This window comes from Candidatus Microbacterium colombiense (assembly GCA_029203165.1).
In the GTDB taxonomy this organism is placed as follows: Bacteria; Actinomycetota; Actinomycetes; order Actinomycetales; family Microbacteriaceae; genus Microbacterium; species Microbacterium colombiense.
The window spans coordinates 2,709,003-2,721,753 of sequence record CP119308.1; the positions used below are offsets into that span (position 1 = coordinate 2,709,003).

General features: G+C 67.7%; 13 protein-coding genes. All 13 read right to left on the reverse strand.

All coding sequences use genetic code 11. The features are described 5' to 3' along the window. Positions 1-13 precede the first annotated feature (13 nt). Entirely contained in the window at positions 14-2,518 is a 2,505-nt protein-coding gene (pheT, locus tag P0Y60_13095; GenBank protein ID WEK60250.1) for a phenylalanine--tRNA ligase subunit beta, read from the reverse strand. Then, a complete protein-coding gene (gene pheS, locus P0Y60_13100; protein ID WEK60251.1) occupies positions 2,518-3,558 on the reverse strand; it encodes a phenylalanine--tRNA ligase subunit alpha in 1,041 nt (346 codons plus the stop codon). Before pheS ends, pheT begins: the two co-directional genes overlap by 1 nt. A 32-nt stretch (positions 3,559-3,590) precedes the next feature. After that, positions 3,591-4,523, reverse strand: a complete 933-nt coding sequence (locus tag P0Y60_13105) for an amino acid ABC transporter permease (protein WEK60252.1) — start codon at positions 4,521-4,523, stop codon at positions 3,591-3,593. Further along, complete coding sequence (locus tag P0Y60_13110; protein ID WEK60253.1) at positions 4,520-5,167, reverse strand: amino acid ABC transporter permease; 648 nt, start codon at positions 5,165-5,167, stop codon at positions 4,520-4,522. Before P0Y60_13110 ends, P0Y60_13105 begins: the two co-directional genes overlap by 4 nt. A gap of 64 nt (positions 5,168-5,231) precedes the next feature. Next, the gene (locus P0Y60_13115; GenBank protein ID WEK60254.1) at positions 5,232-6,140 is read right to left on the reverse strand and encodes a glutamate ABC transporter substrate-binding protein; all 909 of its coding nucleotides are present in this window, start codon (positions 6,138-6,140) and stop codon (positions 5,232-5,234) included. Between the two features lie 45 nt (positions 6,141-6,185). Next, positions 6,186-6,932, reverse strand: coding sequence for an amino acid ABC transporter ATP-binding protein (locus P0Y60_13120; protein ID WEK60255.1), 747 nt, complete (start codon positions 6,930-6,932; stop codon positions 6,186-6,188). Positions 6,933-7,334: 402 nt separating this feature from the next. Continuing rightward, positions 7,335-8,282 (reverse strand): TAXI family TRAP transporter solute-binding subunit, encoded by a 948-nt coding sequence (locus P0Y60_13125; GenBank protein WEK60256.1) that lies wholly within the window; start codon positions 8,280-8,282, stop codon positions 7,335-7,337. A gap of 8 nt (positions 8,283-8,290) precedes the next feature. Further along, complete coding sequence (locus P0Y60_13130) at positions 8,291-9,667, reverse strand: HAMP domain-containing sensor histidine kinase (GenBank protein WEK60257.1); 1,377 nt, start codon at positions 9,665-9,667, stop codon at positions 8,291-8,293. Positions 9,668-9,670: 3 nt separating this feature from the next. Then, the gene (locus P0Y60_13135; GenBank protein ID WEK60258.1) at positions 9,671-10,327 is read right to left on the reverse strand and encodes a response regulator transcription factor; all 657 of its coding nucleotides are present in this window, start codon (positions 10,325-10,327) and stop codon (positions 9,671-9,673) included. A 38-nt stretch (positions 10,328-10,365) separates the two neighbouring features. Further along, positions 10,366-11,175 carry an RNA methyltransferase gene (locus P0Y60_13140; protein WEK60259.1) on the reverse strand — a complete coding sequence of 270 codons (810 nt, stop codon included), beginning with the start codon at positions 11,173-11,175 and terminating at the stop codon, positions 10,366-10,368. An 82-nt stretch (positions 11,176-11,257) separates the two neighbouring features. After that, positions 11,258-11,644: a 50S ribosomal protein L20 gene (gene rplT / locus P0Y60_13145; protein WEK60260.1), complete on the reverse strand. Its 387-nt coding sequence runs from the start codon at positions 11,642-11,644 to the stop codon at positions 11,258-11,260. Between the two features lie 32 nt (positions 11,645-11,676). After that, positions 11,677-11,871: a 50S ribosomal protein L35 gene (gene rpmI / locus P0Y60_13150; GenBank protein WEK62920.1), complete on the reverse strand. Its 195-nt coding sequence runs from the start codon at positions 11,869-11,871 to the stop codon at positions 11,677-11,679. Between the two features lie 72 nt (positions 11,872-11,943). Next, positions 11,944-12,564, reverse strand: coding sequence for a translation initiation factor IF-3 (gene infC / locus P0Y60_13155; GenBank protein WEK62921.1), 621 nt, complete (start codon positions 12,562-12,564; stop codon positions 11,944-11,946). Between the last annotated feature and the right edge of the window lie 187 nt (positions 12,565-12,751).

Below are 12,751 nucleotides of genomic sequence, written 5' to 3' on the forward strand. Positions count from 1 at the left end.
AGTGGGTCCGAGGTCAGTCGCGCAGCGCGGCGCCGAAACGCTCCGCGGCGACGGCGACGCCGGCGAGCTTGGCCTCGGTGGCCTCCGCCGCGGTGAGGGTGCGATCATCGGCGCGGAACCGCAGTGCGAAGGTGAGGCTCTTCGCTCCCTCGGGAACGCCCTCGCCACGGTAGTCGTCGACCAGACGCACCGATTCGAGCAGCGCGCCGGCGCCCTCGGCCAGCGCGGCGCGCACGTCGCCGGCAGGCACGTCCGCGGGAAGCGTGAGTGACACGTCCTGCGTGGCGGCGGTGAACGTCGACAGCGACTCGGCGACGATACGCCGCCCCGCCAGCGACAGGATCAGATCGAGGTCGAGTTCGAGCACGGTCGCCCGACCCGGCAGATCAGCGTCCTCGGCGACGACGGGATGCAGTTCGCCCACGTAGCCGACCTCGGTGGCGTCGACCAGCAGCGACCCGGTGCGACCGGGGTGCAGCGCCGCCCGCTGGGTCTGGACGACATCGATCTCGACGCCCGCCGCGGCCGCGATGACCCGTGCGGCGTCGAGCGCCTCCGACAACCCTGCGGCCTCCGCCGGGCGACCGGGCTGGCGCGCCACGATATTGCCGGTGAGCAGCAGCGCCACGTGACGATGCTGCGGCGGGATCGACGCGTCGAGCGCCTCGAGTGTCTCGTCCGACGGGCGTACCCCGAGTGGCGGAACCTCGTCCGTGCCGTACGTCACACCGGCTTCGGGCAGGAACACCACGCCGGTCTCGAAGATGGCGAGGTCGGTGAGGCCGCGCGCGATGTTGCGGTGCGCGGTCTGCAGCAGGCCGGGCAGGAGCGAGCGGCGCAGGAACGGCGCCTGGCCGTCGAGCGGGTTCGCCAGGCGGATGCTCGGCAGGTGCTCACCCGAGGCGGAGCCGTGCAGGTCGTTCTGCGCCTCGGTCGTGAACGGGAACGCGGGGGTCTCCACGAATCCGGCGGCGGCGAGTGCGTCGGCGACCCGGCGACGGCCCTGCTGGAGCGCGGTGAGTCCGCGACCGGACGGCGGGGTGGGCAGCACGGACGGGATGCGGTCGAGCCCGTGGATGCGCGCGACCTCCTCGGCGAGCGTCCATTTGTCCGTGAGGTCGGGGCGCCAGGTGGGCGGGATGACCGCCCAGCCGCTCTCGGCCGCGGTCACCTCGGCGCCGATCGTCGTCAGCGCGCCGGTGATCTCGTCGTCGGTGTAGTCCACTCCGATGAGCCCAGGGACGAAGCCGGCCGGCAGCTCGATCTCGGCGACGAACACCTCGGCGAACAGCGCCCCGCCCTCGTCGGTCAGCGTGCCGCCGGCGAGTTCGACCATCAGGTCGGCGACGCGGCGGGCCGCGACGAACGGGATGAGCGGGTCGACACCGCGCTCGAAGCGCTTGGACGCCTCGCTGGGCAGCTTGTGCCGACGGGCCGAGCGGGCGATGGTCGTCGGGTCGAAGGTGGCCGCCTCGATGAGCACGTTGCGGGTGGTGTCGCTCATCTCGGTCGTGCCGCCGCCCATGACGCCGGCGAGACCGATCGGGCCGGAGCCGTCCGTGATGAGGAGATCCTCGACATGGAGCGCACGCTCCTGGCCGTCGAGCGTCGTCATCTTCTCTCCGGGAGTCGCACGGCGCACCGTGATCCCCCCGTCCAGCTTGTCGAGGTCGTAGCCGTGCAGGGGCTGACCGAGCTCGAGCATGACGTAGTTCGTGATGTCGATCAGCACGCCGAGCGACCGCATACCGGCGAGCGACAGCCGGGCGATCATCCACGGCGGGGTCGGGCGGGAGGGGTCGACACCACGCACGACGCGGGTGACGAACTCGCTCGCGCCGACGCGGCCGCGCACCGGCGCGACGTCGTCGACCACGGTCGTGTGTCCGCTGCCGGGGTGCAGTTCGGCGAAGTCGCGTTCGGCCGGGTCACGGAAGACCGCACCCGTCGCGTGCGAGTACTCGCGAGCCACGCCGCGGAGGGAGAAGGCGTAGCCGCGGTCGGGCGTGACGTTGATCTCGACGGCGACGTCGTCGAGACCGAGCAGCGCGATCGCATCGGTACCGACCGGGGCGTCGATGCCGAGATCGGACAGCACCACGATGCCGTTGTGCTCGTCACCCAGACCGAGTTCGCGCGCCGAGGCGATCATGCCGTCGGACACGTGCCCGTAGGTCTTGCGCGCCGCGATCGGGAATGGCCCCGGAAGCACCGCGCCCGGCAACGTGACGACGACCTTGTCACCGACGGCGAAGTTGTGCGCGCCGCAGACGATCCCGCGGACACCGCCGTTCTCCTCACCCACGTCGACCTGGCACCAGTTGATGGTCTTGCCGTTGGACTGCGGTTCCGGCTCGAGAGACACGACCTGTCCGATGACGACGGGACCGGTGATCTCGAAGCGGTGCACGTCCTCCTCTTCGAAGCCGACCGTCACCAGCGCCTCGAGGACGTCCTCCGGCGTGGCATCCGCTGCCAGATCGACGTACTCACGCAACCACGAAAGCGGGACGCGCATCACACCACCATCCCGTACTGCTCGCTGAATCGGACATCGCCCTCGGCCATGTCGCGCATGTCCTGCACATCGCTGCGGAACATGAGTCCCCGCTCGATGCCCATGCCGAACGCGAAGCCGCTGTACTCCTCGGGGTCGATCCCGGCCGCACGCAGCACGTTCGGGTTGACCATGCCGCATCCGCCCCACTCGATCCAGCGCGCCCCACCCTTGAAGGTCGGGTGCCACAGGTCGAGCTCGGCGGAGGGCTCGGTGAACGGGAAGTAGTTGGTGCGGAAGCGCGTCTTCGCCTCGGCACCGAAGAGCAGCTTCGCGAAATGATCGAGCGTGCCCTTGAGGTGCGCCATCGTGATGCCCTTGTCGATGACGAGTCCCTCGAACTGGGTGAAGACCGGAAGGTGTGTCGCGTCGAACTCGTCGGTGCGGTACACGCGGCCGGGGCACAGCACGTAGATCGGCACCTCGCGATCGAGCATCGAGCGCACCTGCACCGGGCTCGTGTGCGTGCGCATCACCAGGTGGCGCGAGGTCGGGTCGACGTAGAAGGTGTCCTGCTCCTGGCGGGCGGGGTGGTCGACATCGAAGTTGAGCGCGTCGAAGTTGAACCACTCGTGCTCGAGCTCGGGACCTTCCGCGATCTCCCAGCCCATGCCCACGAAGATGTCGCAGACCTGATCCTGCAGGAGCGTGAGCGGATGCCGCGCGCCGACGCGGGTGCGCGAGGGCACGGCCGTGATGTCGATGCGCTCGGCCTCGAGCCTCGCGGCGACCTCGGCCTCGGCGAGCTCGGCCTCCTTCGCCGCCAGCGCCTGGGTGACCTGACCGCGGCCCTGACCGACGATCTTGCCGAACGCCGCCTTGTTCTCGGGTGCGACCCGACGCATCGACGCATTGAGCACCGCGAGCGGTGATCCCTCTGCGACGTGCGCCGCGCGGGCGGCTTTCAGCTCGGACGTATCGGCTGCGGCGCCGATCGCAGCGAGCGCTGCGGCGACGGCCGCTTCGACGGCTTCTGGGGTGATCTCGGGAGACTCAGACACGAGATAGGAGTCTACCGGCGCGCGGTGAGCGGTCAGACTCCGCCGGGCCCGTTCCCCATGTCGAACTTGCCCGATCCGCGCTGCATCGCGATCACCTCGGTCACGGTGCCGTCGCCGTGCAGGCGCGGGTCCCGATCACCGGCATCCGGGGTGTACCCCTTGAGCTTGGGCGAGCGTCGTGTGCGGATCTCCAGCCAGCGTGCGACCCCCGAGAGGATCAGGCACATCACGATGTAGATGCCGCCGATCACGAATGCCGACTGCAGCACCGGACGACCCTGCTGCGACGTGAGCTGCTTGGCGAAGTACAGCAGTTCGGGGTAGGTGATGATGAACCCGAGCGCGGTGTCCTTCAGCGTCACCACCAGCTGGGCAACGATCACGGGGAGCATCGCGCGGATGGCCTGCGGGAGCAGGATCAGCCGCATCACGCCGCTCTTTCGCAGACCGATCGCGAAGCCGGCCTCCTTCTGCCCACGCGGCAGCGACTCGATGCCCGCGCGGAGCACCTCGGCGAGGACGGAGCCGTTGTAGACCATGAGGGCGAGGACGACGGCCCAGTAGGGCTCCATCTTCACCCCGAGGACCGGGAGGCCGTAGTAGAGCAGCATCATGAGCACGAGCACGGGCACCGCCCGGAAGAACTCGGTGATGACCGTCACGGGCACACGCACCCAGGCGTGATCCGAGAGACGTCCGATGGCGAGCACGAACCCGAGCATGAGGCTCAGAAGGCCCGCCAGGGCGAAGGCGGCCAAGGTGCGACCGAGTGCTCCGAAGATCTGCGTCCACACCGCGCTGAACGTGAAGACGTACCAGCGGGATGCGTCGAACTGGCCGCTCTCGTAGAAGCGGTAGCCGATGAAGCCCAGCAGGGCGAGAACGACGAGCACGGTGACGACACCGAGCAGTCGGTTGCGCAGGATCGCCTTGGGACCGGGGACGTCGTACAGGACGGAAGTCATCGCGCGATCCTCCACTTGTTCTCGAGATAGCGCTGCAGCCAGCTGAGCAGCAGCACCAGGACGACGAAGATGACGGCGACCCAGAGCAGGACGACGAGAGCGTTCTCGCCGCGCTCGCTGAGGAAGGAGCGGATCGCTCCGAGCTCGAGCACCGAGAAGCCGGCAGCGACCGTGGTGTTCTTGAGGAGCGCGATGAAGACGCTCATCATGGGCGGCACGACCGAACGGAACGCCTGCGGCAGGATGACCAGCGTCATCACCTGGCCGAATGGGAGACCGATCGCCCGGGCGGCTTCTGCCTGACCGACCGGGACCGTGTTGATCCCGGCCCGGATCACTTCCGCGACGTACGTGGCGGTGTAGATGCCGATGGCGAGGATGCCGAGCACCGTGGTGCTCAGCTTCGGCAGCCCGAGCTGCGGGTAGCCGAAGATGAAGAAGAAGAAGACGAGCGTCAGCGGAGTGTTCCGGATGAGGTTCACATAGAGGGTTCCGACGACCCGTGCGATCGGCACGGGCGCGACGCGCATCGCGCCGACGACGAATCCGAGGATGAGCGCCAGCACCGCGCCGCCGAAGAAGATCAGCAGGGTGTTGCGAAGCGCCTCACCCCACAGATCGAGGTTTCCGAAGATGACGTCCACGCCGTCCTCCCCTTCAGGTCTGTTTGAGGAGGGGGTGACCGCGGACGGCCACCCCCTCGAACGGTCAGTCGACGGTCGGCTGGCTGACTTCGATGCCGGATGTACCGAGGTTCTTGTCGAAGATCGCCTGCCAGATGTCGCCGCCGTCGGTGAACATCGTGTTGATGAACTCCTGCAGCGCCGCGTCATCCTTTGCGAGACCCACGCCGTAGCGCTCCTCGGTGAACGGCTCGCCGACGACCTTCAGGTTGTCGGGATCCTGGGCCGCGTAGCCGATCAGGATCGCCTGGTCGGTGGTGACCGCCTGGACCTCACCCGAGAGCAGAGCCTCGACACAGGCGGAGTACAGGTCGAACTCCTTGGTCGGGACGTCGGGGTAGTTGTCGCGGATGTTCTGGATCGGCGTGGAGCCGGTCGCCGAACAGACGGTCGTGTCTGCCGTCAGATCGGCTTCGCTCTTGATGTCCTCGTTGTCCGCCGCCACCAGCAGGCCCTGGCCCGTGATGAAGTACGGACCCGCGAAGGCGATCTGCTCCTTGCGCTTGTCGGTGATCGAGTACGTGCCGACGTAGTAGTCGATGTCGCCGTTGACGATGGCCTGCTCGCGGTTCGCGGAGGCGATCGCCTTGAACTCGATCTTGTCTTCGTCGTAGCCGAGCGAGGCGGCGATCCAGCGGGCGATGTCGACGTCGAAGCCGGTGCGCTCCCCCGTCGTCACGTCGAGGAATCCGAGACCGGGCTGGTCCTCCTTGACACCGATGACGACCTTGTCGCGCTTCTGGATGGCGTCGAATGTCGGGCTGCCCTCGAGCTGGACGTCCGAGGCCACCTCGAACCAGGTGCTGTCTCCGCCGCCTTCGTCACCCCCGGTACCCGCTCCGGGGTCGGACGGGCTGCCGCTGTTGCAGGCCGTCAGCGCCAGCAGTGCTGCCGCCGCGATTCCGATGCCTGCCAGTGTCCGTGTGCGTCGCATGTGCGTCTCCTTCGTGTGCTGTGTGTGCAGGGTCTGTGGTGGGGATCAGTGCGTGAGGAGCTTCGAGAGGAAGTCCTTGGCGCGGTCGCTCGACGGATTCGTGAAGAACTCCTCGGGAGTCGCCTCCTCCACGATCCGCCCGTCCGCCATGAAGACGACGCGGTCGGCGGCCTTGCGGGCGAATCCCATCTCGTGGGTGACGACGATCATCGTCATGCCCTCGTGCGCGAGGTCGACCATGACGTCGAGGACCTCGTTGATCATCTCGGGGTCCAGCGCGCTGGTGGGCTCGTCGAAGAGCATGACCTTGGGATGCATGGCGAGCGCGCGGGCGATCGCCACACGCTGCTGCTGGCCGCCCGACAGCTGGGCCGGGAGCTTGGACGCCTGCTTGGCGATGCCGACGCGTTCGAGGAGGGCCATCGCCTCCTTCTCGGCATCCGCCTTCTTGAGGCCGCGGACCTTGATCGGACCGAGCGTCACGTTCTCGAGGATCGTGAGGTGCGCGAACAGGTTGAACGACTGGAACACCATGCCGACATCGGCGCGCAGGTTCGCGAGCCCCTTGCCTTCGGCGGGGAGTTCCTTGCCGTCGATGCGGATCGACCCGCTCGTGATCGTCTCGAGACGGTTGATCGTGCGGCACAGGGTCGACTTGCCCGACCCGGACGGGCCGATCACGACGACGACCTCGCCGGAGTTCACCGTCAGATCGATGTCGGTCAGTGCCTGGAAGTCGCCGTAGTGCTTCTGCACGTTCTTTACCACGACGAGGGCTGTACCTGAGGTCATCATTTCTCCAAACTAGCCACGTGGTCTTGATCGTTCCAGACAATCGAGCCGAGATTTACACGTTCGTAATGCCGATGGCGAAGTGAGTCTTCGCGGCTGCACAGGCGTTCCGCGACCCGTCCCTCACGGGCCGCGGAACCCCCACGGCTGCTGCGCCGTTCCCCCGAATGGCGCAGATCAGCGAGCGCCCGACCGGGCCTGATCACGAGGGTTTCGAGGGAGGGAGAACACCGTCGCCGTGATGTGCGGCACGAACTCATGGGCATCGGGATTCTCCGTCGAATCGAGCGTGATCGACCTCACACTGGCAGAGCCCGGCGTCGCGTTGAGACTTCTTGAGGGTTTCTTGAGGAGCGGTCGCGGAGCGGGTGTGCAGCGACTCAGCGCCTCAGCACCCGTACGTCATCGTCGGGTGTCGCGGTAGAACGCGACCGCACCGGGGTGCAGCTCGACCGGCGCGGTGAAGATCGCCTGGCGCCGGTTCAACAGCGCCGCAGCCGGCACCTCGGCCGCCATCCGGGATCGGGAGTCGAACAGCACCACCAGGATGTCGCGCACCACGTCATCGGGGGTGGACGCCGCCGTGATCAGATAGTTCGGCACCGCCATCGTCGGCGATGACTCGGTGAGCCCGTAGGTGCCCGCGGGGAAATCCGCCGGACGATAGGCGTCGGAGTACCGGCTGTTGACCGCGTTCACCCACTCCTGCTCGACGGGCAGAAGCCGCACGGGAAGATCGGTCGCGAGCTCCTGGATGCCGGGGGTGGGCAGACCACCGACCCAGAAGAAGCCGTCGATCTCGGCGCGCTCCATCGCGCTGATGGACTCCTGCAGATCCAATTGAGGATTCTGCACCGTGGAGGAGTCGACACCGGCGGCATCCAGCACACGGCTCGCGATGACGTTCACCCCGGAGTTCTCCGCCCCGAGCGAGACGCGTTTGCCGGCGAGGTCTGTGATCCCCTCCACATCCGAGTCCGCCCGCACGACGACGTGCAGATACTCGTCGTACAGCCGCGCGAGCGCGCGCACGGCGATGGGCTCGTCGAATGCCCCGGCGCCGGCGACGGCATCCGCCGCGGCATCCCCCTGCGCGAATCCGAGAACGGCATCGCCAGAGCCGATGCGCAGCAGATTCTCGACGGAACCGTTCGTCTCCTCGGAGACCGCATCGATCCCCAGGTTCTGTGACAGCTCATCGGCGAGGTGCGTGCCGTAGTCGAAGTAGACCCCCGTCGTGCCACCGCTGGCGATCTCGTAGGTCTGGCCGCTCCATTCGCTCGCGCGTTGCGAGCACGCGCCCAGCATCGCGATCACGGCGACGCACACGGTCGCGGCGAGGATCCGCACAGCGCGCCTCATCCTGCTGCCCCGTCCGCGACGCGGAGAGAGATCATCAGACCGCCGCCTTCCGGGGACGACACCGTCAGCTCGCCCCCGATGGAGGCGAGCAGGTCGGTCGCGATGGCGAGTCCGAGCCCCGATCCGGGGGTGTCACCGCTGTCGGCGCTGCGCCAGAAGCGATCCGTCGCGGAGTCGACCTCGTCGGCAGGCAGCCCGGGACCGTGATCGCGCACCGTGATCTCACCGGCGCCGCCCGCGCGGCGGGCTCCGATGTCGACCACCGCCCCGTCGGGAGAGAACTTCACCGCGTTGTCGATCACCGCATCCAGGGCGCTCTCGACGATCGTGCGATCGGTGACGCTCATGACCGCACCGTCCGCAGCGACCCGGAACACGATTCCCCGCTGCCCCGCCACGTCGCGCCAGGCGTCTGCGCGGTGGGAGACCATGAGCGCCAGATCGACGGCGGAGAACATCGAATCGGCCTGCCCCCGGCGCGCGAGGCCGAGCAGCGTCTCGAGGATGCGCGCCATGCGTCGTCCCTCTTCCCTCGTCTCCTCCACGTCGTCCTCCCATTCGGGGCCGAGCCCTGTGGAGAGATGTTCCACGCGCAGGAGGAGGGCATTGAGGGGATTGCGCAGCTCGTGCGACGCGTTCATCGCGAACTCCTGCTGCCGGGTGAGGACGCGCTCGATCTCCTCCGCCATGTCGTTGAACACGCGGGTCATGCGTCGGAGCTCCGGCGGGCCGGTGTCCTCCGACACACGCGCATCCATCTCACCGCGCTCGATCGCGATCATCGCCTCGTCGAGGCGCCGCACCGGCGAGAGCACCCAGCGTGCGAGCTGGAACACCAGGAGCACTCCGAGCGCGATCGACACGACCGCGATCGCCGTCAGCACCAGTGCCTGCTGAAGGATCGCGGCGCGCGGCGCCTCCACATCGGCGGTGATCATCACGGCGCCGATCACGTCACCGTCGTCGAGCACCGGCTCCACGACCGCGGCATCCGGGATGATCCACGGCAGGGCGGGTTCCGGTGCCTCGGCACGGCGCCCAGACAGGGCGAGTCGTACCCGCTCGGACTGGTCTTCGTCGAGCACCTCGACCGCCGGGTCGCTCGTCGCCCAGATCGCACCGGACAGGTCGAAGACCACCACCTCGATCCCGTAGACCGCCTGGAACCGCCGCGCCTCCCCCTCCACGACCGTCTCGCTTCCCGAACGCAGAGCCTGCCGGGCGCTGGTCACGAAATACCCGAGGTCGGCGAACTGCTCGGTGTACAGCTCCTGCTGGATGCTGCGCGCCGCGCTCAGCCCCGTCGCGCCGCCCAGGGAGAGCAGGATCGCGATCAGGGGCACGAGGAAGACGATGACCAGTCGGTTGCGCATCGCTCAGGCGCCCGCCAACCGGTATCCGACTCCGCGGACCGTCTCGACGAGCGCCCGCTCACCGGTCTTGCGTCGAATCGCACCGATGTGCACCTCGAGCGAGTGGCCGAAGCCCCTCCAGTCGGTGTTCCAGACCTCACGGATGAGACGCTCCTTCGGCACCGCGACGCCGGGATAGCGCGCGAGCACCGCCACGATGTCGAACTCCTTGCGTGTGAGCTCCACCGGCACATCGTCGACGAGCAGCTGGCGCCCGACCAGATCGACCTGAACCGCCCCTCCCAGCACGCTGACCCTGGCATCGGAGTCGGGTCGCACGGCTCGCGATCGCCGCGTGACCGCCTCGATCCGGGCGAGCAGCTCGTGCACGTCGTAGGGCTTCACGACGAAGTCATCCGCCCCGGCGCGCAGGCCCTTGATGCGCTCCGTGACCTGGCTGCGCGCCGTGACGACCACGATCGGCACGTCGGAGCGTGCCCGGATGCGGCGGCACAGATCGATTCCGTCGACGTCGGGGAGGCCCAGATCGAGCAGCACGACCTCGGTGTCCGCGTCGATGAGATCGAGCGCGGAGGCGCCGTCGGCGGCACGCACGGTCGCGTATCCGGAACGCGCCAGGAACGCGTCGAGAGCCGCGGCGACGCGTTCGTCGTCCTCCACGATCAGAATCCTCATCGACCCTGTCCCCCGTCCGCGGATCAGCCCGCGGCAGCGCGCTGCGCGAAGGCGCTCTCGTACAGGCAGACGCTGGCGGCGGTCGCCAGGTTCAACGACTCCGCGCGCCCGAAGATGGGGAGCTTGAGCACCCGATCCGCCAGGTCGAGAGCCTCATCCTCGAGCCCGCGCGCCTCGTTGCCGAAGAGCCACGCTGTGGGTTCCGCGAGCACTCCCTCGGCGCGGGCCGCGAGCAGGTCGTCACCCTTCACATCGGCGGCGAGGATGCGGAGCCCGGCCTCATGCGCACGGTCGATGACATCGGAGAGATCTCCTGCCACGGAGACGGGCAGATGGAACATCGACCCTGTCGTGGCCCGCACGACCTTGGGGTTGTACGGATCGACGGTACGACCGGTCAGCACCACCGCGTCCGCACCGGCGGCATCCGCCGCGCGGATGATGGTGCCGAGGTTTCCCGGGTCGCGGATCTCCTCGCAGATCGCGACCAGACGAGGACCGGCCGCGAAGATGTCGCGAACGGATGTCGGCGTCTGCCGCACGACCGCCACGAGACCCTGCGGGGTGACGGTGTCGGCCATCGCGTTGAGCACGTACTCGGTCACGAACTCGACGTGCACATCGGCCGTGGCGGCATTCGCACGGATATCGGGATGCCGGTCCCAACCGGCCGGGGTCGCGAACAACTCGACGATCGCCTCGGGGCGGTACATCAGCGCCTCGCGCACGGCCTGCGGTCCTTCGAGAAGGAACAGGCCGGTCTCGGTTCGCGCGCTGCGCTTGGTCAGCTTCGCGACAGCACGGACTCGGGGGGACCGGGGGTTCTCCAGCACGTTGACAGTCTAGAAGGCGTCACGTCCCGGAAACGACACAGGGCGCCCTCCCGAAGGAGAGCGCCCTGTGGAGAAGAGATGCTTACGCAGCCGACTTCGGTGCGTTGACGTCGGAGGGCAGAGCCTTCTTCGCCGTCTCGACCAGCGTCGTGAACGTGGCAGCGTCGTTGACCGCGAGGTCGGCGAGCATGCGACGGTCTACCGTGACACCCGCGAGGCCGAGGCCCTGGATGAGGCGGTTGTACGTCATGCCGTTCTGGCGTGCAGCGGCGTTGATGCGCTGGATCCAGAGGCGACGGAAGTCACCCTTGCGCTTGCGACGGTCCCGGTACGAGTAGACCAGGGAGTGGATGACCTGCTCTTTGGCCTTACGGTACAGGCGCGAACGCTGACCGCGGTAACCCTTTGCGCGCTCGAGGATGACCCGACGCTTCTTGTGGGCGTTTACTGCCCGCTTGACTCTTGCCATTTTCCTGTGTTCCTATTCGTGCGTCGGGCGCGTCAGCGGCCGAGAAGCTTCTTGGCGACCTTGGTGTCAGCCTTCGACAGCACCTGGTCCTGGTTCAGACGACGGGTGCGACGGCTCGACTTGTGCTCGAGGTTGTGGCGCATCCCGGCCTGCTGCTTCTTCAGCTTTCCGCTGCCGGTGATCTTGAAGCGCTTCTTAGCACCCGAGTGGGTCTTCTGCTTCGGCATCTTCTCTTCCTTCGTCATGCGCCTTCTCAGGCGACGTTGTCAACCCGCGGTGCGGGAGTATGTGGGCGGGTGTTACTCCGCGGGAGCCTCAGCCGGAGCATCCGACTTGGCGTCGCGAGCAGCCTGCTTCTTGTCAGCGCGCTGGGCATCGCGCACGGCGTTCTGCTCCTGCTTCGCCTCGGACTTGCTCTTCAGCGGTGCGACGACCATGACCATGTTGCGACCGTCGATGGTCGGGTTCGACTCGACGGTGCCGAGCTCTGCGACGTCCTCCGCGAACTTGCGGAGCAGACGCACGCCCTGCTCGGGACGCGACTGCTCGCGACCGCGGAACAGGATCATCGCCTTGACCTTGTCGCCGGCCTTGAGGAAGCCCTCGGCGCGCTTGAGCTTCGTCGTGTAGTCGTGCGCCTCGATCTTCAGACGGAACCGCACCTCTTTGAGGATGGTGTTCGCCTGGTTGCGACGCGCTTCCTTCTCCTTCTGGGCGGCCTCGTACTTGAACTTGCCGTAGTCCATGATCTTGACCACGGGCGGCTTCGAGTTGGGGGCAACCTCGACGAGGTCGAGGTCGGCTTCCTGCGCAAGGCGCAGCGCCGCCTCGATGCGGACGACGCCGATCTGCTCACCCGCAGGGCCCACGAGGCGGACCTCGGGGACGCGGATGCGCTCATTGGTGCGGGGATCGCTGATGCGGAACTCCTTAGACGATGTGTTTCGGCCACCGCGATGCTCTCTGCATCACGGGCGAAATCGGAATCGCCCCCCACCCGCCGGCATTCAGACGCCGGCTCAGCACCCAGGCTACCGGCGACGTCTTTCGAGCGAAGCCGGCGGAGTGCAAGACCCGGTAGCCTTGAACGGCAAGCGCGGGTGGGAA

Bases quoted from the DNA above. Each gene is read 5' to 3' on its own strand.
- pheT (WEK60250.1), bottom strand. From the start codon at position 2,518: ATGCGCGTCCCGCTTTCGTGGTTGCGTGAGTACGTCGATCTGGCAGCG.
- P0Y60_13105 (WEK60252.1), bottom strand. From the start codon at position 4,523: ATGACTTCCGTCCTGTACGACGTCCCCGGTCCCAAGGCGATCCTGCGC.
- P0Y60_13115 (WEK60254.1), bottom strand. From the start codon at position 6,140: ATGCGACGCACACGGACACTGGCAGGCATCGGAATCGCGGCGGCAGCA.
- P0Y60_13120 (WEK60255.1), bottom strand. From the start codon at position 6,932: ATGACCTCAGGTACAGCCCTCGTCGTGGTAAAGAACGTGCAGAAGCAC.
- P0Y60_13130 (WEK60257.1), bottom strand. From the start codon at position 9,667: ATGCGCAACCGACTGGTCATCGTCTTCCTCGTGCCCCTGATCGCGATC.
- rplT (WEK60260.1), bottom strand. From the start codon at position 11,644: ATGGCAAGAGTCAAGCGGGCAGTAAACGCCCACAAGAAGCGTCGGGTC.
- rpmI (WEK62920.1), bottom strand. From the start codon at position 11,871: ATGCCGAAGCAGAAGACCCACTCGGGTGCTAAGAAGCGCTTCAAGATC.